Origin of the sequence: Agarivorans sp. QJM3NY_25 (assembly GCF_050870875.2) — a bacterium.
Taxonomy (GTDB): domain Bacteria; phylum Pseudomonadota; class Gammaproteobacteria; order Enterobacterales; family Celerinatantimonadaceae; genus Agarivorans.
The window spans coordinates 4,237,002-4,261,823 of sequence record NZ_CP194041.2 but is presented as its reverse complement, the minus strand read 5'-3'; the positions used below and the strand labels follow the sequence as shown (position 1 = coordinate 4,261,823).

22 protein-coding genes and 3 tRNA genes are annotated in these 24,822 nt (G+C 44.6%); 13 read left to right on the top strand and 12 right to left on the bottom strand.

Features of this window, described 5'->3' with window-relative positions; all coding sequences use genetic code 11:
• The first annotated feature begins 139 nt into the window (after window positions 1-139).
• The gene (locus ACRRSW_RS19440; protein WP_432455914.1) at window positions 140-631 is read left to right on the top strand and encodes a molybdopterin-binding oxidoreductase; all 492 of its coding nucleotides are present in this window, start codon (window positions 140-142) and stop codon (window positions 629-631) included.
• 11 nt (window positions 632-642) lie between these two features.
• Window positions 643-2,547: a putative bifunctional diguanylate cyclase/phosphodiesterase gene (locus tag ACRRSW_RS19435; RefSeq protein ID WP_432460202.1), complete on the top strand. Its 1,905-nt coding sequence runs from the start codon at window positions 643-645 to the stop codon at window positions 2,545-2,547.
• Between the two features lie 219 nt (window positions 2,548-2,766).
• On the opposite strand, the gene ACRRSW_RS19430 is transcribed toward ACRRSW_RS19435, so the two are convergent.
• Both ACRRSW_RS19430 and epmB read right to left on the bottom strand, forming a co-directional pair.
• Window positions 2,767-3,081: a hypothetical protein gene (locus tag ACRRSW_RS19430; protein WP_432460201.1), complete on the bottom strand. Its 315-nt coding sequence runs from the start codon at window positions 3,079-3,081 to the stop codon at window positions 2,767-2,769.
• 86 nt (window positions 3,082-3,167) lie between these two features.
• On the bottom strand, window positions 3,168-4,190 hold the full coding sequence (epmB, locus tag ACRRSW_RS19425) for an EF-P beta-lysylation protein EpmB (protein WP_432460200.1): 1,023 nt from the start codon (window positions 4,188-4,190) through the stop codon (window positions 3,168-3,170).
• Window positions 4,191-4,224: 34 nt separating this feature from the next.
• On the opposite strand from epmB, the gene efp reads away from it, so the two are divergent.
• A complete protein-coding gene (gene efp, locus ACRRSW_RS19420) occupies window positions 4,225-4,791 on the top strand; it encodes an elongation factor P (protein WP_432455918.1) in 567 nt (188 codons plus the stop codon).
• A gap of 355 nt (window positions 4,792-5,146) precedes the next feature.
• Window positions 5,147-5,365, top strand: a complete 219-nt coding sequence (locus ACRRSW_RS19415; protein ID WP_432455919.1) for a hypothetical protein — start codon at window positions 5,147-5,149, stop codon at window positions 5,363-5,365.
• 18 nt (window positions 5,366-5,383) lie between these two features.
• On the opposite strand, the gene frdD is transcribed toward ACRRSW_RS19415, so the two are convergent.
• Genes frdD through frdA form a run of 4 tightly spaced genes read right to left on the bottom strand, consistent with a single transcriptional unit; the run spans window position 5,384 to window position 8,668 of the window.
• Window positions 5,384-5,737, bottom strand: coding sequence for a fumarate reductase subunit FrdD (gene frdD, locus ACRRSW_RS19410; RefSeq protein ID WP_432455920.1), 354 nt, complete (start codon window positions 5,735-5,737; stop codon window positions 5,384-5,386).
• A gap of 9 nt (window positions 5,738-5,746) precedes the next feature.
• Entirely contained in the window at window positions 5,747-6,136 is a 390-nt protein-coding gene (locus ACRRSW_RS19405; RefSeq protein ID WP_432455921.1) for a fumarate reductase subunit C, read from the bottom strand.
• A gap of 2 nt (window positions 6,137-6,138) precedes the next feature.
• Window positions 6,139-6,873, bottom strand: coding sequence for a succinate dehydrogenase/fumarate reductase iron-sulfur subunit (locus ACRRSW_RS19400; RefSeq protein ID WP_432455922.1), 735 nt, complete (start codon window positions 6,871-6,873; stop codon window positions 6,139-6,141).
• A gap of 1 nt (window position 6,874) precedes the next feature.
• Entirely contained in the window at window positions 6,875-8,668 is a 1,794-nt protein-coding gene (gene frdA, locus ACRRSW_RS19395) for a fumarate reductase (quinol) flavoprotein subunit (RefSeq protein ID WP_432460199.1), read from the bottom strand.
• A 196-nt stretch (window positions 8,669-8,864) separates the two neighbouring features.
• Between frdA and epmA the strand changes: the two genes are divergently transcribed.
• Both epmA and ACRRSW_RS19385 read left to right on the top strand, forming a co-directional pair.
• Window positions 8,865-9,839, top strand: coding sequence for an elongation factor P--(R)-beta-lysine ligase (gene epmA, locus ACRRSW_RS19390; RefSeq protein ID WP_432460198.1), 975 nt, complete (start codon window positions 8,865-8,867; stop codon window positions 9,837-9,839).
• Between the two features lie 127 nt (window positions 9,840-9,966).
• On the top strand, window positions 9,967-10,314 hold the full coding sequence (locus ACRRSW_RS19385; protein ID WP_432460197.1) for a hypothetical protein: 348 nt from the start codon (window positions 9,967-9,969) through the stop codon (window positions 10,312-10,314).
• Window positions 10,315-10,406: 92 nt separating this feature from the next.
• On the opposite strand, the gene ACRRSW_RS19380 is transcribed toward ACRRSW_RS19385, so the two are convergent.
• The 4 genes from ACRRSW_RS19380 to rsgA all read right to left on the bottom strand — a co-directional run bounded on the left by ACRRSW_RS19380 (window position 10,407) and on the right by rsgA (window position 17,473).
• Window positions 10,407-11,810: an SLC13 family permease gene (locus tag ACRRSW_RS19380; protein WP_432455926.1), complete on the bottom strand. Its 1,404-nt coding sequence runs from the start codon at window positions 11,808-11,810 to the stop codon at window positions 10,407-10,409.
• Window positions 11,811-12,156: 346 nt separating this feature from the next.
• Window positions 12,157-15,444, bottom strand: coding sequence for a miniconductance mechanosensitive channel MscM (gene mscM, locus ACRRSW_RS19375; protein WP_432460196.1), 3,288 nt, complete (start codon window positions 15,442-15,444; stop codon window positions 12,157-12,159).
• A gap of 115 nt (window positions 15,445-15,559) precedes the next feature.
• Window positions 15,560-16,411, bottom strand: a complete 852-nt coding sequence (gene asd, locus ACRRSW_RS19370) for an archaetidylserine decarboxylase (protein WP_432460195.1) — start codon at window positions 16,409-16,411, stop codon at window positions 15,560-15,562.
• A 12-nt stretch (window positions 16,412-16,423) separates the two neighbouring features.
• Complete coding sequence (gene rsgA, locus ACRRSW_RS19365; RefSeq protein WP_432460194.1) at window positions 16,424-17,473, bottom strand: small ribosomal subunit biogenesis GTPase RsgA; 1,050 nt, start codon at window positions 17,471-17,473, stop codon at window positions 16,424-16,426.
• A gap of 90 nt (window positions 17,474-17,563) precedes the next feature.
• Here rsgA and orn point away from each other — a divergent pair, with 90 nt between their 5' ends.
• The 4 genes from orn (at window position 17,564) to ACRRSW_RS19345 (ending at window position 19,472) form a co-directional block, all read left to right on the top strand.
• Window positions 17,564-18,118 carry an oligoribonuclease gene (gene orn / locus ACRRSW_RS19360; RefSeq protein WP_432455930.1) on the top strand — a complete coding sequence of 185 codons (555 nt, stop codon included), beginning with the start codon at window positions 17,564-17,566 and terminating at the stop codon, window positions 18,116-18,118.
• Between the two features lie 445 nt (window positions 18,119-18,563).
• Window positions 18,564-18,639: transfer RNA gene (locus tag ACRRSW_RS19355), tRNA-Gly, on the top strand.
• A gap of 216 nt (window positions 18,640-18,855) precedes the next feature.
• A tRNA-Gly gene (locus ACRRSW_RS19350) sits at window positions 18,856-18,931 on the top strand.
• Between the two features lie 465 nt (window positions 18,932-19,396).
• Window positions 19,397-19,472, top strand: a tRNA-Gly gene (locus ACRRSW_RS19345).
• Between the two features lie 93 nt (window positions 19,473-19,565).
• Here ACRRSW_RS19345 and ppgK read toward each other — a convergent pair.
• Window positions 19,566-20,303 (bottom strand): polyphosphate--glucose phosphotransferase, encoded by a 738-nt coding sequence (ppgK, locus tag ACRRSW_RS19340; RefSeq protein ID WP_432460193.1) that lies wholly within the window; start codon window positions 20,301-20,303, stop codon window positions 19,566-19,568.
• A gap of 58 nt (window positions 20,304-20,361) precedes the next feature.
• Window positions 20,362-21,495, bottom strand: coding sequence for a tRNA epoxyqueuosine(34) reductase QueG (queG, locus tag ACRRSW_RS19335; protein ID WP_432460192.1), 1,134 nt, complete (start codon window positions 21,493-21,495; stop codon window positions 20,362-20,364).
• On the opposite strand from queG, the gene ACRRSW_RS19330 reads away from it, so the two are divergent.
• Genes ACRRSW_RS19330 through ACRRSW_RS19320 form a run of 3 tightly spaced genes read left to right on the top strand, consistent with a single transcriptional unit; the run spans window position 21,494 to window position 24,822 of the window.
• Window positions 21,494-23,032, top strand: coding sequence for an NAD(P)H-hydrate dehydratase (locus tag ACRRSW_RS19330; RefSeq protein WP_432460191.1), 1,539 nt, complete (start codon window positions 21,494-21,496; stop codon window positions 23,030-23,032). The two genes, queG and ACRRSW_RS19330, sit on opposite strands and share 2 nt — an antisense overlap.
• A complete protein-coding gene (gene tsaE, locus ACRRSW_RS19325) occupies window positions 23,013-23,483 on the top strand; it encodes a tRNA (adenosine(37)-N6)-threonylcarbamoyltransferase complex ATPase subunit type 1 TsaE (RefSeq protein WP_432455934.1) in 471 nt (156 codons plus the stop codon). Before ACRRSW_RS19330 ends, tsaE begins: the two co-directional genes overlap by 20 nt.
• Window positions 23,473-24,822 carry an N-acetylmuramoyl-L-alanine amidase gene (locus tag ACRRSW_RS19320; RefSeq protein ID WP_432460190.1) on the top strand — a complete coding sequence of 450 codons (1,350 nt, stop codon included), beginning with the start codon at window positions 23,473-23,475 and terminating at the stop codon, window positions 24,820-24,822. Before tsaE ends, ACRRSW_RS19320 begins: the two co-directional genes overlap by 11 nt.

The following is a 24,822-nucleotide window of genomic DNA, read 5'->3' as shown; positions in this document are numbered from 1 at the left end:
AGTAGGGGCTGGCTTGCCTTTTTTATTGAGTATTGTTCATCCATACTCAATGGTACGATGACTGCGGCCTGTGTGGATTGTCAGGCTAAAACAGTTCATATTGTAAGCGCATTACCAAGCACGTTAAGGAGGACGAGTTATGCGATATCTGATGGCATTAAGTATGTTGTTGTACTCAGTGATGGTGTCTGCTGATTTAGCCAAACCGAATGGCCCACCGGTATTGACTCTGGCTGGTGCCATTACACAAGGTAACAATCAAGGCGCTGCTGATTTTGACTTAAAGATGTTACAGGACTTACCGCAATACTCTATCGTGACGCGTAATCCTTGGGTTGAAAGTCGTCACCATTATCGAGGCCCTCGAGTGGCGGACATACTTGAGCTTGTTGGCGCGGAGTCGACTCGTTTGATCATGGTTGCTTTAAATGACTATGAGGTGGAAATTGATTTCTCCGATATCAGTCAGTTTGATCCAATCTTAGCTTGGTCTGATAACGAACATCTTATGCGAGTGCGCGAGAAAGGCCCGCTATGGTTAATGTTACCGATTGATCAGCATCCAGAGCTGTTACAAATGCCATATAATGATTTTATGATTTGGCAATTACGCAAAATTATTGTTAAGTGAGTTGCTGACTTGTGAATTGGTTACTTCGATTACCCAAACAGTATAAGAGCTTTTTACTATCATTGGTGATTATGCTGTTTATCGTGAGCGCATTGGTTTGTGTTTACCAGCTACGCCATATTATTCGTTTATTAGAGTCCCCTAAATCAACCACCTCGTGGTCAGTGGTGCAGTTGCAAAGCGAACACCGGCGCTTTATTAGCGCATTGCGGCTTTATCGTTTGGGAGGGATAGAGAAAGATGAGCTGATGTTGCGTTATGACATCCTATGGAGTCGGATCCCTGTGCTTTTGGAAGGTGAGGAAACTGCCGGATTTCAAAGCGATAAAAATGCCACTCAGTTGGTCAGAGAGCTATTTAAAGAGATCCAGCGAATTGAGCCTTTATTGCAAGCCTTTACTCCCGATAATACCAAACTTGGACGCTTGGTGGAGCGCCTGAAGTCTTATTCAACACCTCTCAACTCTCTTGTGAATAAAGAATTTCAACGTAATAGCGAATTTGATTATAAAACGGATATTCGCTTACTGCAGTTGCAATTAATTCTGTCTTTTTCGATTGGTGCTTTACTGATCTGTGGCTCGATCTTGATTATTTGGATTGTTCGAGAGAATCATTTGAATCGCTATTTATCGAATCATGACATCTTAACGGGTTTGCCTAATCGGGCTGGTTTACGCGAATTTATTACTAGCTTGGAAAACAATCGTCGTGATTACGCCATTATGGTGATGGATTTGAATGGCTTCAAAGGCATTAACGATAGCTATGGCCATCAATACGGCGATCAGATTTTAAATTTGGTCGGGCAGCGTTTACAGGGACAAATGCGCCAGTGTGATTTTGCGGTCCGCTTGGGAGGCGATGAGTTTGCGATTGTGCAAACGCGAGTGCGTTTGCAAGAGGATAGCGCTGGTTTTGCCCAGCGCTTAATTGAAGTAATTGAAAAACCGATGTCTTTAAAAGGGCGAGAATGTTTTGTGGGAACCAGTATCGGCATTAGTTTAGCGCTAGAGAATGACTATGATTGGTTAACGATACTGGGTCAGGCCGATACCGCGATGTATTTGGCAAAGCAGCAGTCGCGTGGGAGTTCTTGGCAGTTTTTTGCAGGGGAGATGCAATTAGCTCAAGAGCGAGAACAATTGTTGCTGAGTCAGCTACGAGAGGCATTGGAGCAGCATCAGCTTTGTTTGTTTTATCAAGCGATCGTTGACTTGTCTAAATTGCAGGTTGTTGGTGCTGAAGTTCAGGTGCGTTGGCAGCACCCTGTCTATGGGATGGTCAAACAAACTGAATTGCTCGAGCTTGCACAAGCCTGTGGTTGTGTGGTGGCTTTAGAGTCATGGGTGCTTCGAGAAGCGACCCAACAGTTGAAACTTTGGCAACATGAGTATAGTGCTAACTTGCAGCTAGCGGTTTCTATTTCATCCAGTACGCTCCATAACGATTTTTTAGTATTGGTGAATAAAGTCTTGGTTGAGAGTCGGATCTTACCCCATCGCTTGATCATCAATATTATCGATAGTAATCAACATATGTTATTGGATAGTGTGGAAGCGATCCGTGAATTACGTCGTATAGGGGTGAGTTTGTCGTTAGACAACTTTGGCAGTGCAGAGTGTCCTCTTGAATTACTGAATCATCTTCCGGTGCAATATTTACGGGGAGCGGAGTCTCTGATGTCTGAGCTTTTAAGCGCTGCCGATGAACAACCATTACTGACCGCGACAGTGTTGTTTGCGAATCGTTTAGGGGTGAGGTTGATCGTATCGGCAGTTGATAATGAACAACATTTAGCCCACCTAAAAGCGATAACTAAAGATGTCTTTGTATTAGGTGCGGCTTTCGCGGATTGGGCGCCAGCAGAACGGTTTCAAGCTAACTTAGGTGATGATTTTACGGCAGACCGTTGAGCCTCGGTCATTGGTTTTACTGTTATGGCTAGTTTATAGAGCTAAAGCCATGCAGATCACATGTAAATTATGGGGCCACTTGTTATAAGTGCGATTTTAAGTGGCCCTAGAACTTCTTGCCTAGGTAAAACTAGCAGTACTGACTTAGCTGATTTCGAGGGGCTGCACATGTAACTTGTTCTGTCTCTAACCATGATGCCCAGAAAAGTGCGAACGGCTCTAATGAGTAAGTAATTTAAATTTTGCAAGTAAGCTATGTAGTTGTTCGAGTTTGGCGACGATGAGTTTAAGCTGAGTCACAAAATGTTCGTCGTCTTCGCATTCTTGTAATAACACTAAGTCACTGGCAAGCTCTTCAACATAAGGTAGAAAATGCCGATGCTGCAGTTTAAATAAACTTTCTTTAAAGAGGGCGCTAAACTTTGCTTTTCCTTGTTCTTGTTGTTGCTTAAGCAGTTCATCTGCATCAATGGCTTTGTGGTAAATATCTTTTAAATTTTGCTGGATCTGTTTAATGAGCTTGGTTTTATCCATGAGTTTTATCACTATCTTGGTGTTTAATATAGCTTAGCTTGAAGCACTAAAATGTGCCTATTCAACAAAGCGAGCACTGTTTTTGTTTAATCTAAGCCGATGTCTATCGGTGTTTTACTGGCTTTTCCGGCTTGTTCGCGAGCGAGTCGTGGAACCAAAAATCCAGGCAGTCTTTGATAAAGTTGCTGCATAATAGCAATCGCCTGCGCTTGGTCAACGTCGAAGTGGGCCGCACCCGAGACTTTATCCAATAAAAATAAATAGTAGGGCATGATATGTGCGGCAAATAAGGCTTCGCTTAGCTCACTTAAGACTTGCGCATCGTTGTTCACCCCGTTCAACAATACCGCTTGGTTGAGTAAGCAAATCCCAGCATCGTGCAATTTTAAAAATGCCTGGCTGAGTTCTTGGTTTAGCTCGTTGGGGTGATTAATGTGGCTTACCACGATGCACCTTAAGCGAGATCTTGCAAGTAATGTTACCAATTCATCGGTAATGCGGGAAGGGATCACAACCGGCAAACGACTATGGATCCGTAAACGTTTAAGGTGTGGAATTTGTTCTAGTTGTTTAATTAACCAAGCCAGTTGATGGTCGTTGGCCATTAGCGGATCGCCCCCACTAAAAATGACTTCATTAATTGCGCTATCTTGGCGAATGTATTCAAGCGCCTGTTGCCAACCTGCTTTGTTAGGACTGTTATCTTGATAAGGGAAATGACGGCGAAAGCAATAGCGGCAGTTTATCGCGCAACCACCGCGAACAATAAATAGCACTCGGCTTGTGTATTTATGTAATAGGCCGGGAAGCGCGGCTTGATGTTCTCCGAGAGGATCGATGCTAAATCCTGGACTGTCGAGAAACTCATCGCTACAGGGCATGACCTGACGCAGCAGTGGATCCTCCGGATTACCTTTTTGCATCCGTTTCACAAAGTTCAAGGGGACTCGCACCGGGAATAACTTACGTGCAGCGAAGTGTTGCTGGTAATTTTCAGGGTCCAGATCTAAGCATTGCAACAGCTGTTTGGGATCTGTTACTGCATTTGCAAGTTCTTTTTGCCAATTAACCTGCACAGTTGAGTCGTTTCGCGTTATTATTCGCAGCATTGAATTTGAAATAACCTTGTATGTAGAGGACTAAATGGCGTCATATAGTACCAGTGAATTCCGCGGCGGGCTAAAATTAATGCTCGACGGCGAGCCTTATGCAATTTTGGAAAACGAGTTTGTCAAACCCGGTAAAGGGCAGGCGTTTAACCGAGTTAAACTGCGTCGTCTGTTAACCGGAAAAGTATTGGAGAAAACCTTTAAATCAGGTGAATCGGTGGAAGCAGCCGATGTCATGGATCACGAGCTTGCATTTTTGTACAGCGATGGTGAGTTTTGGCATTTCATGAATAATGATACTTTTGAGCAAGTTGCGGCTGACGAGAAAGCGGTTGGGGATACAGCCAAATGGTTGGTTGAACAAGATCTTTGCGTGATTACGACTTGGAACGAAAACCCTATCGCAGTGACTCCGCCTAATTTTGTGGAGCTTGAAGTCACTGAAACAGACCCTGGCCTTAAAGGCGATACGGCTGGTACTGGCGGCAAACCCGCAACCCTGAGTACAGGTGCCGTGGTGCGAGTTCCTTTGTTTATTCAAATTGGTGAAGTGGTTAAAGTCGACACGCGTAGTGCTGAGTATGTTGGACGAGTGAAATAAGTACCTTCTTAAGGTTGGATTTAAAGGAGCTTGATGCTCCTTTTTTTTATATTTGTTGTTTCTCTTTAAATATAATGTATTCAATGCTTTAGAAAAAATTTTGGACGGTATGGTGTTTGCTGCTGATAGCTTATGAACCGCGCACAATTTACCTTGCCTTAAGCGCTGTTAGATGCCCTTCAAAGATAAATACATCTAGTGAAATAAACTGGCTTCTTAGTAGAAAATTATCTTTGCCAGCTGAAAAAAATTGCGAATCAAATATTTTTGATTTAGATCAGTTTTGTACTTTGCGTAATTCAGGATTGTCTGCAATGATTAACTCACGGCATGTTAGTGATAAAAAGGTTACCTAATGAAAGTTGTGTCTGATTCGTCCATTGGCCATGTGAATAGAAGGTACTCAAATAAAATCAGTTTTGCTAATTACTCGGGTGATTATCCGACCGGAGTATTTGAACAGTTAGCTTGTAAGGAAGCTGAGTTGGATATGCTCAAGCAGCGAGAACGAAAGTTAGCTTTGGAAATTGCCTCTCTTAAAATCAATTGTCAGCGAGATATAAAGGCGGGCTAAATTATTAGCCCGCTTTTTCTACAACAAACCGAGTAGTAATAAGGTTGCACAGACTACCGAGCCAGCAAAAGCCACTCCGTAAAATATCGCCTTAACCAAGTTCCCTGCATGAATACCAAAGTCGTGTAAGGTATGGTAGAGGCGGTGCATACATAGCCATAGTGGTAAACTAATCACAAGCCAAATAACGGCTGCTCCAATCCAGTTTTGTGAAAAGCCGAGTAGTCTTTCATAGGAAAACTGCTCGACTGGGATGATTCCCATTGGAACCAGTATTCCGGTAATTAAAATAGCGATGGGAGTGAACAGAGCTGCAACCATGCCGCCGGCTCCAAACATGCCCCAAAACACTGGTTCGTTTGAACGTTTCATTGTTGTCTCCTATATCAAAACTAAGATTAAACCAATTAAGCTGACGACGGCTAATCCAGCATACAAGCTGGAGATGATCCAGCTGTCGGGTACTCGTTTCTGTCCCAGCCAAAGGTTTGCAGCTTTAGGTGCTAAACTAAACCAAGTCACACTATGGTAGAGCGTCCATACCAGCGTGAGCAGATGAAATGCTAGCCATAAGGGGTGGCTCATGGTGTCCAACCAACCATTGAAGGCTTCGCTGCCTTGGCTTAAGCGAAATAGGCCAAATAACAAGACAAAGCTATAGATAGCGATGACTAAACTGGAGCCTTCACGAATGATGTATTTAGTGTGAAAGGTATTTTTTAGCCACCAGGTCGCGCCCATCTTACGTTCATAAGGTTTACGTTTTGTCATGACTATTCTCCTGGCTTGAACATGGCAATGACATAGTCTTTCGCACTGTCGACTTTACCGAGTTGAATGGCTGCTGCGGGATCGACATCTTTAGGACAAACTTGGGAGCAATAACCCACAAAAGTACATCCCCAAGCGCCTTCTTCAGCGTTTACAATTTTCATCCGTTCAGCTTTACCTGCATCACGACTGTCTTGGTTATAGCGGTGCAATAACGCTAGAGCGGCAGGTCCTGTGAAGGATTTATTCAAACCATATTGAGGGCAGGCGGCATAACATAAACCACAGTTGATACACATCGAGAATTGACGATATTGCGCCACTTGTTTGGGTGACTGATTGTGGCAGCCATCTTCAATAGCGCGAGTTTGGTCATTAATAATATAGGGTTTAATGGCTTCAAGTTTCGCGATGAAGTCACTCATATCAACGATTAGGTCGCGCTCGATTGGGAAGTTCGCTAAAGCTTCCAGTTTCATTCCTTTGGGGTAGTCTCGCAAAAAAGTTTTGCAGCCTAACTTTGGAATGCCATTGACCATCATGCCGCAACTACCACAAATAGCCATTCGGCAAGACCAGCGATAGCTAAGGCTTGGATCCAATTCATCTTTAATATATGCCAAGGCTTCTAGTACCGACATTTCCTGAGTATAGGGAACATCATAGCTTTGCCACACGGGTTCGTTATCGGTTTCGGGGCGATACCGAAGAATGTTAATTTTCATCACTTCAGCCATATTAGTTTGCCTCCGCTTTTTTGTTCGCTGCATCTTGGGCATCGGCCGCCGCACCATAAACGCGTTCCGCGGGAGCTGACTTGGTAATTTTCACATCGCTATAGCTAATTTCGGGTGCCATATCGGCACGATATTTCGCGAGGGTATGTTTGAGGTAGTTTTGATCGTCGCGTTGCTCGTATCCGTCAATTCGTTGGTGAGAGCCACGACTTTCTTTCCGATTAATTGCAGATATCGCCATTGTTTCAGCTACGTCTAGTAAGTAACCCAGTTCAATGGCATACAGCCATTCGGTATTAAATACTTCACTATCATCCACTAATTGAATATTTTTGTAGCGCTGTTTTAATTCTGCAATTTTATCGATAGTTTGTTGCATGGTTTCTTCGGTGCGGTAAATACCTACTCCCGCTTCCATGGTTCTGCCTAGTTCATTGCGAATATCAGTCGGTTTTTCACTTCCTTGAGTTTGTTTTAGCGCTTGATACTTGGCGAGCGTTTGCTCCGCTTGCACCAGTAAACTGCTGCTGTTGCTATGTTCACTGCTTATTGCATGCTTGGCTGCTTCTTCACCAGCCACCTGGCCAAATACGGTGATTTCGGTCAGAGAGTTTGAGCCCAGACGATTGGCACCGTGTAAACCAACCGAAGAACATTCTCCAGCGGCATAAAGGCCTTTCATGGAGGTTGCACAACGACCGTTGGTTTCAATCCCACCCATGGTGTAATGCACCGTTGGGCGAACCGGGATCGGTTCTTTTACGGGATCAACACCCATATAGGCTTTGGCTAGTTCACAGATAAAGGGGAGGCGCTCGTGCAGGTAAGTTTCGCCTAAGTGAGTGAGATCGAGGTTCACATAGTCGCCATTCGGTCCTTCGATAGTGCGGCCTTTTTGTGCTTCTTGCCAAAAACATTGGCTGAGTCGGTCTCGAGGGCCTAATTCCATATACTTGTTTTTAGGTTCGCCGACAGGTGTTTCTGGCCCTAAACCGTAGTCTTGTAGATAACGATAACCATCTTTATTAGTAAGGATCCCACCTTCGCCGCGACAACCTTCGGTCATTAAGATGCCTGAACCGGGTAAACCAGTTGGGTGATACTGGACAAATTCCATGTCGCGTAGCGGCACGCCATGGCGATAGGCTAAGGCCATACCGTCGCCAGTTACAATCCCGCCATTGGTATTGAAACGATAAACTCTGCCAGCACCACCAGTGGCAATGATCACCGATTTTGCCTGGATGAGTTTAGCGACACCTTCAGCGATATCCAATGCAATGACACCTTTCACTTGCCCGTCTTCAACAATTAAGTCGAGCACGAAATGTTCATCGAAACGTTTAATGCTGGGATATTTGGTTGAAGTTTGAAATAAGGTGTGCAGGATATGGAAACCACTTTTATCGGCGGCAAACCAGGTGCGTTCTATTTTCATGCCACCGAAACGTCGTACATTGACGCTCCCATCCGGGCGACGAGACCAAGGACAACCCCAATGTTCCAGTTGGGTGAGCTCTTTAGGGGCTCGTTCAACAAAAAAATCGACGACGTCTTGCTCACATAACCAATCGCCACCAGAGACGGTGTCGTTAAAGTGATTATCGAAACTATCGTGATCCTGAGCAACACCTGCAGCCCCTCCTTCGGCGGCAACTGTATGACTGCGCATTGGATATACTTTAGAAATTAAAGCTACTTGTAATTCGGGGTGTTGCTCGGCAACTTCTATCGCAGCTCTTAAGCCTGCTCCCCCAGCGCCAACAATGGCGACATCGGTTTTGATTACTTCCACGCTTTTCTCCATACGAAATAAGCCTACAGTTGATTGTGAAGCTATTGAGTTTTTGCCGTTTGACTAAAATCAAAAAGTAGCGCTACTTTGGGTGCTCAGTGGAGATAATTTGGCTTTTGCGATATAACTCCCGATTTAGATGCGAAAATGTCAGAAAATGGCGCTCAAAAAATAACTTATCTTAGGAATAAATTGCATGTCTGAAGTTCTTTGGCAACCCTCTGCAAGTGTAGAATTATTAAAACAACGTTCTGAAATTATTAGTAAAATAAGACATTTTTTTTATCAGCGTCAGGTGATGGAAGTGGATACTCCAGCATTGAGTCAAGCCTGTGTGAGTGATATCCATTTACATAGTTTTAGCACCACTTTAAGTGGCCCTGCCGCGCCAAAAACTATGCCTTTATATTTACAAACTTCGCCTGAATTTCATATGAAGCGTCTGCTGGCTGCGGGGAGTGGTTGTATTTATCAAATTGCCAAGGCATTTCGAAATGAAGAAGCTGGGCGCTACCATAACCCTGAATTTACGATGCTGGAGTGGTATCGCGTTGGTTATAACCATTTCGCGTTAATGGATGAAATGGAACAGTTGTTGGAGTTGGTATTAGGCTGTGGTTCTTGTGAGCGCTTAAGCTATCGGCAGGCTTTTGAGCGACACTTAGGTTTTAATCCTCTGGAGGCTGAGCACGCTCAATTTATGGTGGCGGCGAAAGAATTAGGCGTGGCTGACTTGGTGGCTAAAGAACCTGAACGCGATACGATTTTACAGTTGTTGTTTAGTCTCGGCGTAGAGCCTCATATTGCGCAGCAGCGTCCCTGTTTTGTATACCATTTTCCAGCCTCACAAGCTGCCTTAGCTAAAATATCTAGTACAGATCCGCAAGTGGCTGAGCGTTTTGAGCTGTATTACAAGGGGATAGAATTAGCCAATGGTTTTCATGAGTTGACCGACGCCCAAGAACAAGCAGAACGCTTCGCGAACGATCAGGCTTATCGAAAAGTAAATGGCTTAGCTGAGGCTGAGCTTGACCAGCGATTTTTAGCGGGCCTAGCAGCTGGTTTGCCAGCTTGTGCTGGTGTCGCTCTGGGCATCGACCGTTTGTTGATGTTAGCGTTTGGGCAAACCCATATCCAGCAGGTGCAAAGCTTTAGTATTGAGCGTGCCTAGTTAAATATACTCATCCACTTAAATTCCCGCTTATCGGTTTAATATTTATTCTGGTAGGTACTTATCTACTTGTTTAAGCGTTTTAGAAGCGTGTAAGTATGCTGTTACATTTTTAAAATGAGCGAGCATGGAACGAGCAGAAATAATCGATTCAGGGTTTTCCACCGCTGATTCTGAATTCCCAGACATTAATATAGTTGAGGGGGATTTAGTCCTGAGATTCAAAGATTGGCAAGAAGTCCAACGTGAAGTTTTCTTTTCTGATGTTGTTGCCTTTAAATGGCAAACGATCGAAACCTTCATCGAAGGCGAAGAATACGATAGAAGCCATTTGATTAAAGATTCATCTTGGCTGGCTGAGCATATAAAGCAAGGTGAAGTCGGAGAGCAAGAAGAGTGCAAACACTTTAAGTTCAATTTTAACGGTAACGGGCAACTAGAGGTAATTTGCAATGGTTTTACGGTCAAAATGTAACAAATCAAAGCGCGCGGACTTGGTAAAGCGGTCACCTTTTTTGTTCCAAAAAAGCCGCCAACTTTACCAATCCGTTGTTTGAGGCGTTAATATTACAGGAACAGCATCATTGCGATGTAGAGCAGGCTAAGTCCGGTTGCTCCAATAATCCCGCCAACTTTAATTAGGTCTTTGGTTTCGATAAAGCCAGTTGAGTAGGCTAAAGCATTTGGTGGTGTACTAACCGGAAGCATCATGCCGAGTGAGGCTGATAAGGCGACAATGATTAGCAGTGTTGTAATACCAGCGTCGCCGTCTAATCCGTTTAAGCTGGTGGCTACTGCTGCAGCAATGGGCATGATTAAGTTTGCTGTCGCGGTATTTGACATGAAGTTGGCCATGACCACACAAATGAGTGATAGCACCACAATCACCGCTAAGGTTGGCAAACTCGTGAAGTCGATAGAGGTGGCGATTTTGGATGCTAAACCACTTTTTTCCAAGGCCATTCCCATGGCGATACCGCCTGCAACCAGCCATAAGACATCCCAGTTGAACAGTTTCAAATCTTCTTTACCGATCACACCGGTGAGGGTAAATATTGCGAGTGGGATAATCGCGACCACATAACTATTCATGCCATGCCAAGCGGTGCTTAACCATAATAAAATGGTCAGAGCAAAGGTACTATAAACAATATAAGCGCGAGCACTGCGTTGAAAACAACCGCTTAGCTTGAGTTCTAATATCCCTGTTTTAGAAGGATAAAGTTTACATAAGATGACCCAGGCAATTGCCAGCTGGATCACCACAAAAGGAATGCCAAAGGCCATCCAAGACGCAAATGTGATTTGCCCTTCAGGAATATATTGTAGGGCGATGGCATTGGGTGGTGTGCCAATGGGGGTGCCTATTCCCCCCGTATTAGCGGCAACCGGAATGGCTAAAACCAAGCCTTTCATCCCTAAGTCGGTACGTGGCGCTGTGGCAATGATAGGTCCCACAATCGCAAGCATCATTACCGTAGTGGCAGTATTGCTCATGAACATACTGAAGACTGCAGTGATTAACATAATCCCAAGCATTATCATAGGGATCCGTTTACCAAAGGGTTTCAGTAGTACTCGAGCGAGGTTGTTATCTAGCTCAAACTTTGAGGCGGCGATAGCGAGCGAAAATCCGCCCATAAATAACATGATTATGGGCGAAGAAAAAGCGCCAAAAATGCTCGTGTAGGGCAATAAATCACCCATGGGGCTTGGGCCTGTATCGGTAATGAAGGCACTGATCCCCTGATTGGAGATCAACACTAATTCTAGTGTAATAATTAGAAGTGAAGTGGCAAATACTGGCACCGGTTCAAAAATCCATAATAAGGCTGCTAACACGAATATGGCGATGATACGGTGTTGAACCACGGTGAGTTCAGGTAGTGGGATCAGGCTCGTGGGGAGCGCTAAAATAATGAGTGGGATGATGAAACAAACAACAAGCTTTATATTTTTAGATGAGGTCATACTTTATATATCTCTCGGGGCCGTTGATCTTTTAGGTCAATTTTTGTTCGAGATAAAAGCGTCTTATTTGAAATGACAGGTATATTTACTTAGCGAGCTAAGTGAACACCTCTCAATCTTCCTTATTTAAGTGAAGATCTCAAACGCTTTTGGCCGAACCCTTCGGGTAGCGCTTATTGCTCATATATACTGCGTTCTTCTGCGATTCATTCTGGTACTTATTGGCATCGGTCGGTCTTGTTAAAATGAGTAAGCTACGGCTGAAAAAACAACCAGTAAAGGTTAATCGACCCGAGAATAATCGAGTGTCAGAAGCCATGAACAGCATCTACATTACCCAAACAACTTATGGCTTATTGAGAGATACATCTAATTGTGGGTAGGCGATATCGATGTTATTTGTCGTAAACTTGTCGTTGATCAAAGTGTAAAACTCGTGAGCCATTGGTAAACGATAACGCATCTCACTTACGTAGACTCGCATCTCATATTTCATTCCATGATCTGTATACTCGGTAAAGTGAACTTCGGGAGCTGGGTTAGCCAGTACCAGACTATTATGATTGACTGCGTCTTGTAATAGCTGAGTAACTAATTGATTATCGCTACCTTGTTTGACTTGCACCGTTAATACCACGCGGGTGATGGGATCGGTGAGTGACCAGTTAACAAATTGCTCGGTAATGAATGCCTTATTTGGAACGATAATTTCCTTTCTGTCCCAATCAACAATGGTTGTTGCGCGAGTTTCAATATTTGAAATATTCCCTGTGAGTTCACGAATGGTGACGGTATCCCCGATGCGGATTGGTTTTTCAAATAAGATGATTAAACCAGATATAAAATTGGCAAAGATTTCTTGTAAACCAAAACCTAAGCCAACGGTTAGTGCGGCCACTAACCATTGTAGTTTCGCCCATTCGATGCCTAATAATCCAAATCCAGTGAAAATACTGAATAGAATGACTAAGTAATTGATCACGGTGGTAATGGCGAAGCCCGTTCCTGGGCTGAGCGATAAATGCTGTAATACCATGAGCTCTAGTAGGCCAGGCAAGTTGCGAATTAATAGAGTTGCAAATAAAAATACTAATAAGGCGGAGCCTAACGAACGTAGCGTGATCGGGTCAACCATCGCTATGCCCGCACGACTGGTATTGCTTTCCCATAGGGTGATGTTATCTAAAAACGAAAAGGCACTGGTCATTTCAGACCAACTCCACAGCAACACTAAAATCAAGGCGAGTAATAGTACCGCCCGTAATAGGCCTAAGGATTGTGCGCTAATTGTATCTAAGTCGATTTCTGGCTCTTCAATGGCATCGAATGCGCCTTCATTCGATAGCTGCAGGTTTTCGTCTTCACCCTGGTCCGCGAGGCGTTGTGCGATCATCTCTACGCGGCGAGCTTTGGCACGTTCGAAGGCAATTCTGCGACGCTGTAATAACATCCAGCGATGACTCAGGAAATAGGCTAGAAGGAACACACTGGCGATAATGGTACTCACAAGGACTTGCCAATAGACGGTATATGCAGTGGCAAAAAAACCAGTCGCTGCAGCGAATGCGGCGAGTAAGGGAATACTTATGACGGCTCCCCAAATTAGCCTCTGAGCTAATTGTGGCGCCTTAAAAATATCTAAACGGTAGTTGACGGGTAACTTGATGCGATAGAGTCGATGAAAGCCATAAGCAAGCCAAATGAGTAGACTGATGAAAGCTAGGCGAGCTAAGGCGCTATAAGCGGGTTGGCTGGTTTGCACGATACACAGTTTTAGCACAAATATGAGCGGTAAACTGATATAGGTCACATGACGGATCAGGTTTATCGCTTGGCTGATGTTGACCAGTGGCCACTTAAAGTGAGTATTAAGTAAGCCATTCTTTTGGCAAAATTGTTGCGCCAGATGGAATAACCAAAGCGTCGTAGCAACGCTCATTAAGCCTTTACCAAAATCACGAGCAAAGGCATATTGCCAGTCATAGCTTAAAGCAAAGCCGACACTCCCAATCAATAGAGCGAGAGGTGTGGCAACGGCGGCGCTTAACAGCATATTACTGAGGGTGTAGGCAAATTTATCCCGAGTAATATTGCCGGTTTTTGAGTCGATGCGTTGCAGGTAACCTTTTAGCCAATGCTTTTTCAAATAGGCCACATAGACTGCGCTGGCAGCTATTGTGCTTAACCAAATTAGCCATAGCCAAGACAATTGTTGTATTGCCTGAACCACTTGCATGCGTTGCTGGGGATGAAGTAACCATAAAACCGCATCTCGCAGCTCGGTAAAAAAACTAAGATCGATAGCTTTGACATCCGCGGTCCAAAACAGTTCTTGGTTAGCTTCTTGGTGAATGGTACTCAGTTCATCATTGAGGCGGGAATAATCGAGTTTTAAACGAGCGAGTTCAAATAGGCGAGTGTCTAATTCTAAGAGATACTTGTCGGATAGCTGTTGATTTAGACTAAGCTGTTGATTAATCAAGTCTTGTAGGGAAGGGCTCAACTGCGCTAATACCTTTTTTCGTTCGCTTACCTCTGCTTGATTTCGTTGGCTATACAAGACATTTTGTTGGCGGTGTTTGTTGATCCGCACGTCTACGATTTGTTGCTCTATGGGCGCGAGTGTCTTTGGCTTGGGTAAGCGGGCGATTTGCTCGCGTAAATATTCTCCGTAGGAACGGGTAACTTTTAACCACGAGACTTGTTCTTTGAAGTTGGCGAAGGTGAGCTTGATATGTTCTAACTCATCATTCACGGCTTGTTGTTGCTGAGCAATTTGTTCGCCTTGCTCGAATAGTGCGGCCAGTTGGGCTTGAAGGTTTTGGTTTTGTGCGACTAAGTCTTTTACATAAACCTGTTTGAGCAGTTCAGGTGCTTCAAAAGCTAATTGGGCGGAGAGACGCTTGGTTTCTGCACGATGCCCGATAGCCATTTGGTTCTTGAGCTGTTCTACTAAGCGTTTTTCGGCTACCTGTTTACGTTGTGCTAGAGTAATTTCAAGTTGCAACAATTCATTGCGGTGATTGGCACTTTGCGCTGCTAATTCAAGCATTGCCAGTTGGGCAGTTAAACTGGCCTCGGTAACTTGCGCTTTGACTCGTTGTGCTTCTTCAATGTCACTGAGTACACCAAATTGAAGTTTTTCTAACTTGTTGCGTACGTTCGTAAGCTGTTGTTTCAGAGGTCCACTACGCTGGTGATTCTCACTGACGTCTAAATCTATTCGATACTGATTTTGTTTTAGTTCGTCTATCCGAGTATTTGTTTGGTTGAGTTTATTCTGCCATTGACTTAATTGTTGGTTAATCTGGTTATTATCTAATATCGTTAAGTCGAGCTCGGGCGCTTGATAGTGATTGAGTTGATTTTGCAGCGCTGACCGTAGGCTTGAAAAATTGTTGATCACATCGCGATATCGCTTGGCCTGTTCGCGATAGCTGTCTCCCTCATGCAATAGGGCTAAGGATTCTTCGTATATGAGTTGTTGCTGTTGCTTATTGAGGTTATTTGGCTGAACGTCTATCGAGTTAATCAGTCCTTGCAGTTGAGTATCACCACCAATATTTGCACTCACGTTAACGCTGAATAATAGTATCGATAGGATGAGCCTGCGAGTGACAACAATTAGATTCATTTTTGGTCGCCAAGATTAAAGCAAGTGAACTTGCATTAAGTTTTTAATCAGAATAAATAATGGGATAAAGCCAAAATATGCTGGATGACTGGTCAAACATATTTTGGCTTCAATTTTAGGCTTTGGAGGCGAAATGGCGCCCCATGACCGTTGGTATACTTTCTGCCAGTGATGATTCAAATTCGATGGCGTCTTTAGCGAACAACATGACGACCGTCGAACCCAGCTTAAATCGTCCCATTTCGTCGCCTTTAGCGAAGTGAAGGTCTTGGTCTCGGTAATCCCAACTAAAAACTTGCTTGCCGCGAGGTGGGGTGACGGTTCCCGACCAAACGGTTTCTATGCTGGCAACAATGGTTGCTCCAACTAAGACCATCGCCATCGGGCCAAATTCGGTGTCAAAAATTGCGACCACTCGCTCGTTACGGGCGAATAAATTGGGCACATTGGCGGCAGTTAGCGGGTTGACTGAGAATAACTGACCAGGGACGTAGATCATACTTCTCAGTTTGCCATCGCAGGGCATGTGAATACGATGATAATCTTTTGGTGCGAGGTAAATGGTTGCAAAATCACCATCAGAAAATTCTTCCGCTAAGGTTTTATTTCCGCCAAGTAGTTCGCAGGCACTATAGTCATGACCCTTCGCTTGAATAATTCGGCCATGCTGAATTGGCCCGAGTTGACTCACTGCACCATCGACTGGATGTGCAAGGTTTTGCGCTCCATCTACAATGGGACGAGCGTCAGGTTTTAGCGGGCGAGTAAAAAAGGCATTAAAACTTGGATAGCTAGCGGGATCGGGGTTTAAGGCGTCTTGCATATCAACCTGATAGCGACTAATAAATTTTTTAATCAGCCAATGACTAAATTTGCCAGCTTCAGCTTGAGCCAACTTGCCGACTAGACGTGACAATCCATGTTGTGGGAAGCAGTATTGGGCGGCAACTTTAATTTTATCTAACACTCTGAGTTCTCGTTATTGATTGAATTTGTTTCCGGGAATGGTTCGAGGCGGCTTATTATTTTCCATTGTTTCTAATAAACGTAGGTAACTGTCAAAGCGCTGTTGTTTGATCTTGCCTGATTCTATGGCTTCTTGTATAGCGCAACCGGGATCTCCTTGGTGCTTACAGTCTCGAAAACGACATTGATTTAACCATTGACGAAATTCGATGAATCCCCATGCCACTCGTTCTTTTTCTAAATGCCACAGTTGAAATTCGCGAACTCCCGGAGAATCGATGAGTCTTCCTCCGCAGTTTAAGTGATACAAACGCGCGGTCGTGGTGGTGTGTTGACCCAAGCCAGACTGTTCGGATACTTCTTTGGTATCAATGCTTTGTTCTGGTAGTAAACTATTTACTAAAGAACTTTTTCCTACGCCAGACTGGCCCACAAAAATACTAGTTTTGTTGACCAAATGTTGGGCTAGCTCTTGTAAGCCTTGTTCTTGCTTGGTACTGGCATAAATTATTTTGTAACCTAAGTGCCGATAGTTCTCGAGTTGCGTATGGATGATTTTTTGTTGCTCGGGATCTAATAAATCTATCTTGTTCAGTAAAATAACGGGTTCTAAACCGACATCTTCTACCGCGACAAGGTAACGGTCGACGATATTCGTCGAAAATTCAGGTAGTACCGCGGAGACGATGACGACTTGATCGATATTGGACGCAATGGCTTTGATACCGTCGTAAAAATCAGGTCGGGTGAGTACCGTTCGTCGTTCGTGGCGGGCTTCAATGACCCCTCGAATACCAGACTGTTCTTCGTTTCCGGCGCGCCATACGACTTCATCACCAGTTACCAGAGAATCAATTGAGCGGCGCATATTACAACGAAAGATTTCTCCGTCGTTGGCCTCCACATCGGCATGTTGACCGAAGCGGCTGATGATCGTTCCTTCTTGTTGAGAGCCTAATTGCTCATCTAACCATTGGTGATTATCTTCTTTTTTTAAGCGCTTTTGTTGGTTACTTCGTACTCGTCGAAGTTGTCCTTGGCTCAGTTTCTTTCTCTTGGTCACGAAAACTGCTATTCAAGTAAGGGTAATAAATCGCTATGATACCGCTTAACAAAGCTTTGCGGAAAATATTTCCAAATATAATGGGGCAACATGACTGTTAGTGAACAGAATTTAATTTGGGTGGACATGGAGATGACTGGTCTCGAGCCCATGAATGATCGTGTCTTGGAGATTGCGAGTATTGTGACTGATGCTCAATTAAATATCCTTGCCGAAGGGCCAGTGATAGCTGTTTACCAATCTGACGCGGTACTGGCGGGGATGGACGAATGGTGCACTAATACTCACAATGGCTCCGGTTTGGTTAAACGAGTTCGAGCTAGCACGATTGATGAACAGCAAGCTGCCTTGCAAACCATCGATTTTATTAAACAATGGGTGCCTCAGGGGGTATCCCCGATGTGCGGTAATAGTATCGGTCAGGATCGCCGTTTTATGCATCACTATTTGCCTGAACTCGAAAAGTTTTTTCATTATCGCAACATTGATGTGAGTACGGTCAAAGAATTAGCTCGTCGTTGGCGACCTGAGATTTTAGATGGTTTTAGCAAAAGTGGCACCCACTTAGCCTTAGATGATATTCGCGAATCGATTGCTGAAATGCGTCATTATCAAAAAACTTTCTTCAAGCTGGGCGAAAACTAAGCAAACAGTTGCTTCGGGCTGTTTTTTTACCGAGGAACTATTGCAAAGGTGAATTTTCCTCGTATAATTCGCAGCCCTGAAAGACATGAACTGTTTCGGTTCACGTTTTAATGTAGGCAGCACTAGCTCAGTGTGGGATAAAGAGTAGCGCAACCTTGGTTGAATACTCACTCATATTAAATAGTGGTAAAAATTTAAGCGGCACTAGCTCAGTGTGGGATAAAGAGTAGCGCAACCTTAGTTGAATACTCACTCATATTAAATAGTGATAAAGATTTAAGCAGCACTAGCTCAGTGTGGGATAAAGAGTAGCGCAACCTTGGTTGAATACTCACTCATATTAAATAGTGGTAAAGATTTAAGCGGCACTAGCTCAGTGTGGGAATAAAGAGTAGCGCAACCTTGGTTGAATACTCACTCATATTAAATAGTGATAAAGATTTAAGCGGCACTAGCTCAGTTGGTAGAGCGCAACCTTGCCAAGGTTGAGGTCATCGGTTCGAACCCGATGTGCCGCTCCAATTTAAAGTTTTAGTTATTTACAGATAATTGAAGCAGTAAGAAAGATTAAAGCAGCACTAGCTCAGTGTGGGATAAAGAGTAGCGCAACCTTGGTTGAATACTCACTCATATTAAATAGTGATAAAGATTTAAGCGGCACTCGCTCAGTGTGGGAATAAAGAGTAGCGCAACCTTGGTTGAATACTCACTCATATTAAATAGTGATAAAGATTTAAGCGGCACTAGCTCAGTTGGTAGAGCGCAACCTTGCCAAGGTTGAGGTCATCGGTTCGAACCCGATGTGCCGCTCCAATTTAAAGTTTTAGTTATTTATAGATAATTGAAGCGGTAAGAAAGATTTAAGCAGCACTAGCTCAGCGTGGGAATAAAGAGTAGCGCAACCTTGGTTGAACACTCACTCATATTAAATAGTGATAAAGATTTAAGCAGCACTCGCTCAGTGTGGGAATCAAGAGTAGCGCAACCTTGGTTGAATACTCACTCATATTAAATAGTGGTAAAGATTTAAGCGGCACTCGCTCAGTGTGGGAATAAAGAGTAGCGCAACCTTGGTTGAATACTCACTCATATTAAATAGTGGTAAAGATTTAAGCGGCACTCGCTCAGTGTGGGAATAAAGAGTAGCGCAACCTTGGTTGAATACTCACTCATATTAAATAGTGGTAAAGATTTAAGCGGCACTCGCTCAGTGTGGAATAAAGAGTAGCGCAACCTTGGTTGAATACTCACTCATATTAAATAGTGGTAAAGATTTAAGCGGCACTAGCTCAGTTGGTAGAGCGCAACCTTGCCAAGGTTGAGGTCATCGGTTCGAACCCGATGTGCCGCTCCAAATGAAAGCCCTGCATCGATGATGTGGGGCTTTTTTATGTCCTGAGTAAAACGGCTTCTGTTGTTCAGCTAACGTCGGTTTCAGTCTTGTTTGCTACTGTTGATGCAGAGCATACATTGCAGCGCCTACAATCCCCGCCTGATTGAGTCCTTGGGCCGGTAATACTTCCGCTTTTACCGTGAGTTGAGACGAATATTTTTCAAATTTCTTACTGGCCCCTCCACCAATAATGAAGCAATCGGGAGACATTAAAAATGCTAAGCGTTGTAAATATAGGTCGAAGCGCTTTCCCCATTTTTTCCAGCTCAAATCTTCGGTCTCACGCACTCGTGCACTGATGTAATGTTCAGCGACTTGCTGATTTAGAATGAGGTGACCCAATTCAGTATTTGGGAGTAACTGACCATTGACAAAGACCGCACTACCAATGCCGGTGCCTACCGTTACGACTAGTACGACACCGTGGTGTTGAATCCCAGCACCAAAGGCCATTTCTGCCATACCTGCTGCATCCGCGTCGTTGAGTACATAGCAGGGGCAATCGGTATATTCAGTAAATAGCGACTCAACATTGGTGCCAATCCAGCTCTGGTCGATGTTTGATGCCGTTTGGGCGACGCCGTGATGCACGGTGGCGGGAAAGCCACAACCAATGGGTCCTTGCCAATTAAAAAAAGCTACCATTTGTTTCATGCAAGCAGCAACGGCTTGAGGTGTGGCTGGTTGCGGTGTGGTGATTCGCTGTCGTTGGCTAATTAACTGTCCAGTTTTTGAATCTACGATGGCGGCTTTAATGCCTGTGCCACCAATATCTACGCCAAGTATATGCATGAGTTGCTTCCATTCTATGGGTTACAAAAAGTGTAACAGAAGTTGCATAAGCGAAACATCAGGCATCACGAGATAATCCTTTCTCTACAATGCGGATCAATCTGGCCGTTTTGCGGGAGGCTTGGGCAGCCCTGTTTTGTTGTTGTTTGATGGCCCAGTCGATATGTTGTTGTACTTGCTCGGTGACGTCTTGTTTATTTTGTAGTTGTTGCAATATTTGCTCGGAGTAAGGCGCGTTACCTAATGCAATTGCAATGTTACGTAGCCATTGTTGATGGCCGATGCGTCGAATGGCAGAGCCTTCAGTTTTGCTTAAGAATTCCGCTTCAGTCCATGCGAATAGAGCTAAGAGGTCTGGTTGGTTGAGTTGTTCCCGCTTGGCAAAGTCTGGTTCTTGGCCTAGCTGAGCATAGCGATTCCAAGGACATGCCAGCTGGCAGTCGTCGCAGCCATAAATTCGATTGCCCATAAGAGGGCGCAAGTCTTCATCGATCACGCCGTCATATTCGATGGTGAGATAAGATATACAGCGCCGAGCATCAACTTGATAGGGCGCGACGATGGCCTGAGTTGGACAGATGGTTAAGCAAGCCACACAATCACCACACTGATGTTCAACCGCTTGGTCGCAAGGCAGGGGTAAGTTGATAAACAGTTCTCCCAAAAAAAACCAAGAACCAGCATCCTGATTAATGAGTAAGCTATGCTTGCCGGTCCAACCTAAACCCGCTTTGGTGGCGAGTTGACGTTCTAGAACCGGGGCTGAGTCGACAAAGGGACGCATGTTTAGCTCACTATCGCAATATTGGCTAATGGCCTTGCCCAGCTGATTGAGTCGTTTACGCATTAATTTATGATAATCTCGGCCTAAAGCATAACGGCTGATATAGGCTTGTTCGGTATGGTTTAAACTTTGGGCAAATTGGGCGTGTTCAGGCAAATAATCCATACGAACTGAAATGATGCGCATGGTGCCTTCATGCAATAGCTCAGGATGCTTGCGAAGCTCGACATTGCGCGCTAAATAATCCATCTCGCCGTGGTAGCCTTTTTCTAACCAGCGTTCCAGCTGTTGATGATGTTGACTAAGATCCACATCTGTAATGCCAATTTGCTGAAAACCTAGCGATTTAGCAGTGAGCTTGATATGTTGAACCAGCTGATTCAGGTCTATTTCGGATGGTAGGGGCATGGGGCAAAAGCACGGTTTATTTACCGCAAGTTTACCACAAAGTTTGTGGTCAGCCGAAGCGGTGAAAACGCAAGAAGCAGTATTGGCCATAAAACAAGGGCTTAGTTTGTTCACGCTGATGGAGCGTGCAGGGCAAGCAGCTTTTGCATTTCTGCAACATCGTTGGCCCAATGCACGGCGTTTATTGGTATTTGCTGGTGGCGGTAATAATGGTGGGGATGCCTATGTATTAGCGCGACTCGCGAAGCAAGCCCATTTACAAATTCAATTGATTGAACTTGGTTTGGCCGAACGCTTGCCTGAAGAGGCCCGATTGGCTCGACAGGCATGGTTAGCGGTCGGTGGAACGCTCGACTCTATGGCGGCCTTTGAGGGCCCATGTGATGTGATTGTTGATGGTATATTCGGGACTGGGCTCGCAGGTGAAATACGTGAACCTATTGCAGGCTTGCTGACGAAGATTAACCAATTATCTGCGCCAGTGTTAGCCTTAGATCTTCCTTCCGGTTTGTGTGCTAATACAGGGCGTATTTTTGGCGTTGCACTCAAAGCTAGCGCAACGATTAGTTTCGTTGCTTTAAAACAGGGCTTATTTACCGGCCAATCTGCTGATTATGTGGGAGATTTGGTGTTCGCTGGATTGGGGATTGGAGATGATTTTTCCCAAATGAATCGCAGTAGAGTAGAACGAAATCTACCCGCTCCATTGTGGACTTTATTAACGAAACGCAGTCGCGTGGCACACAAAGGCCAATGTGGTCGCTTAGCTCTGCTGGGGGGTAACCTTGGTATGCCGGGGGCAATCCGTTTGGCTGCAGAAGCAAGTTTGCGCACTGGTGCAGGTTTGGTCAATGTGCTCACTAAACCAGAACATCTTGCGTTGATGTTGGCGGGGCGACCCGAATTGATGGTGATGGGCGTTGAGCTTGAACAGAGGTTATTACTGAAAGATTTATTAGCCAAAGCAAATAGCTTGGTCGTTGGACCGGGCCTCGCGCAAGATCGTTGGGCTGGTTTTCTATGGACAGAAGCCTTGGCACGGAAATGCAATTTATTGGTTGATGCAGATGCTTTAAATTTGTTAGCACAGCAGCCTGAAAGGCGGGACAACTGGGTACTTACACCACATCCAGGCGAGGCGGCGCGTTTGCTGCAGTGTTCCGTGTTGGAGGTTGAACAAGATAGGATTGCCGCTGCACTGAAGATCCAGCAGCGCTTTGGCGGCGTTTGTGTTCTTAAAGGTGCTGGTACTATTATTGTGGGTGATGGTAAGAAGGTAAAAATATCGACCTTCGGTAATCCGGGAATGGCATCGGGGGGGATGGGAGACGTATTGTCTGGTATCATCGGCGGTCTGATTGCGCAATTGAATGGGCAGTATGGTTTATTTGATATTGCCTGCCTTGGCGTTAGTATTCATGGCATGGCGGCAGACTTCGCTGCGGAGCAAGGTGAAAGAGGCATGTTAGCCTCCGATTTGATGCCTTATATAAGAAAACTGGTGAATCCAAATAGTAATGAAAATCTGGCAAACTGAATTAAATGACGCACAAGCGACGGTTGCTTTAGGTGTCCGCCTCGCGAAAGCTTGTGAGCAAGCCTTGGTGATTTATCTGGCGGGTGATCTTGGCGCAGGTAAAACAACACTCACGCGAGGCTTTGTCCAAGGTAAAGGGCATCAAGGTAAGGTAAAAAGTCCAACTTACACCCTGGTTGAGCCTTATCAACTGGGTGAGTGGCGAGTCAACCATTTCGATTTATATCGCTTAGCCGATCCAGAGGAACTAGAATTTATAGGGATCCGCGATTATTTTGGTGAAGATTGTTTATGTATCGTTGAGTGGCCAGAGAAAGGGCTTGGTTTTTTACCCGAGCCAGATTTGCTAGTTGAGTTGGCATATCAGGGGGAGCAGCGTTGCGTCCAAGTGAAGGCCCTCAGTGTTCAAGGAGAGAGTATCGTGGAGCAGTTGAGTCAAGATGCGGTTTAATGTTTTGTCTGGTCGCTGGTTGTGGCTCAGTCTCTATTTAGTGAGTTGCTTGGCCTACGCAGGTAGCTCCGTCTCGGGGGTTAGGGTATGGAGTGGTCCAGATAATACTCGGATCGTGCTCGACCTTTCAGCCGCACCTGAGTTTAGCTACTTTAATTTAAAAAAGCCGGATCGTTTGGTGCTTGATTTAAAGAATAGCCAAATGAAGGTTGAACTGAGCAAAGTCGATATCTCTGGTCGATTGGTTAAAAAAGTTCGAGCGAGTACCCCTAAAGAAAAGGACGCTTATCGGCTGGTTATTGAGCTGAATCAGCCAGTTACGCCGGTGGTATTTGCGCTTAAACCAACGGGTAATTATGGCCATCGCTTAGTGATTGATTTACCTGACAAGGTAGGTTCCGCCGCCACAGAAAAGAAACAACAGCAGATCTCGAAAACTAAAACCCAGCAGCAGTTGGAAGGGAATCGAGACATTATCATTGCGATTGATGCAGGCCATGGTGGCGAAGATCCTGGGGCGATTGGTCGCCGTAAAACTTATGAAAAAAGTGTCACTTTAGCCATTGCTAAGCGAGTACAGCGTTTAATTGATAAAGAGTCGGGATTGAAGGGCGTGTTAATTCGCCAAGGGGACTACTTCGTTAATTTAAATAAACGTTCGCAAATCGCACGTAAGAGTAAAGCTGATTTTCTGGTCTCTATTCATGCCGACGGCTTTACTTCTTCGCAGCCTAAGGGGGCTTCGGTATGGGTCGTATCTACTCGCCGTGCAAAGAGTGAGGTAGGCAGACATCTAGAAGATCACGAAGCAGAATCAGACTTATTGGGAGGGGTTGGTGAGTTAATGAGTAATACTGACAATGATGCGCATCTCAACTTTGCCCTGATTGACATGCAAATGGATTATTCGATGAATACCGCTTATCAAGTGGCAACACAGGTCTTAAGTCAACTCGGTAAGGTCACTACTTTACATAAGAAAAAGCCAGAACATGCGAGTTTGGCGGTGTTAAAATCGCCCGACATTCCATCGATTTTGGTTGAAGCTGGTTTTATTACGAATCACAAAGAAGAGAATTTATTGCGCTCTGGTAACCATCAACAAAAACTTGCCAAGGCCATTGTATCTGGGATTAAAAAGTATTATCAGAGGAAACCTTTACCTGGAACTTTGTACGCGAAAACCTATGGTGTAAAAAAGCACACGGTTAAAAAAGGTGAATCTTTGTCGGTATTAGCCGCTCGTTATAAGACCAGCGTCGCCGGTTTAAAAAAAGCCAATAAGTTATCTTCAAATACGCTCAAAATTGGTCAGGTTTTGACCATTCCTAATAGTTGA

Excerpts from the sequence above, each read along its gene's own strand:
- mscM (WP_432460196.1), bottom strand. The coding sequence starts at position 15,444 with ATGAATCTAATTGTTGTCACTCGCAGGCTCATCCTATCGATACTATTA.
- frdD (WP_432455920.1), bottom strand. The coding sequence starts at position 5,737 with ATGAAACGTTCAAACGAACCAGTGTTTTGGGGCATGTTTGGAGCCGGC.
- ACRRSW_RS19415 (WP_432455919.1), top strand. The coding sequence starts at position 5,147 with ATGAAAGTTGTGTCTGATTCGTCCATTGGCCATGTGAATAGAAGGTAC.
- queG (WP_432460192.1), bottom strand. The coding sequence starts at position 21,495 with ATGCCCCTACCATCCGAAATAGACCTGAATCAGCTGGTTCAACATATC.
- epmB (WP_432460200.1), bottom strand. The coding sequence starts at position 4,190 with ATGCTGCGAATAATAACGCGAAACGACTCAACTGTGCAGGTTAATTGG.
- ACRRSW_RS19430 (WP_432460201.1), bottom strand. The coding sequence starts at position 3,081 with ATGGATAAAACCAAGCTCATTAAACAGATCCAGCAAAATTTAAAAGAT.
- ppgK (WP_432460193.1), bottom strand. The coding sequence starts at position 20,303 with ATGCATATACTTGGCGTAGATATTGGTGGCACAGGCATTAAAGCCGCC.
- orn (WP_432455930.1), top strand. The coding sequence starts at position 17,564 with ATGACTGTTAGTGAACAGAATTTAATTTGGGTGGACATGGAGATGACT.
- ACRRSW_RS19385 (WP_432460197.1), top strand. The coding sequence starts at position 9,967 with ATGGAACGAGCAGAAATAATCGATTCAGGGTTTTCCACCGCTGATTCT.
- epmA (WP_432460198.1), top strand. The coding sequence starts at position 8,865 with ATGTCTGAAGTTCTTTGGCAACCCTCTGCAAGTGTAGAATTATTAAAA.
- ACRRSW_RS19440 (WP_432455914.1), top strand. The coding sequence starts at position 140 with ATGCGATATCTGATGGCATTAAGTATGTTGTTGTACTCAGTGATGGTG.
- ACRRSW_RS19405 (WP_432455921.1), bottom strand. The coding sequence starts at position 6,136 with ATGACAAAACGTAAACCTTATGAACGTAAGATGGGCGCGACCTGGTGG.
- ACRRSW_RS19380 (WP_432455926.1), bottom strand. The coding sequence starts at position 11,810 with ATGACCTCATCTAAAAATATAAAGCTTGTTGTTTGTTTCATCATCCCA.
- ACRRSW_RS19330 (WP_432460191.1), top strand. The coding sequence starts at position 21,494 with ATGGGGCAAAAGCACGGTTTATTTACCGCAAGTTTACCACAAAGTTTG.
- ACRRSW_RS19320 (WP_432460190.1), top strand. The coding sequence starts at position 23,473 with ATGCGGTTTAATGTTTTGTCTGGTCGCTGGTTGTGGCTCAGTCTCTAT.
- tsaE (WP_432455934.1), top strand. The coding sequence starts at position 23,013 with ATGAAAATCTGGCAAACTGAATTAAATGACGCACAAGCGACGGTTGCT.
- efp (WP_432455918.1), top strand. The coding sequence starts at position 4,225 with ATGGCGTCATATAGTACCAGTGAATTCCGCGGCGGGCTAAAATTAATG.
- ACRRSW_RS19400 (WP_432455922.1), bottom strand. The coding sequence starts at position 6,873 with ATGGCTGAAGTGATGAAAATTAACATTCTTCGGTATCGCCCCGAAACC.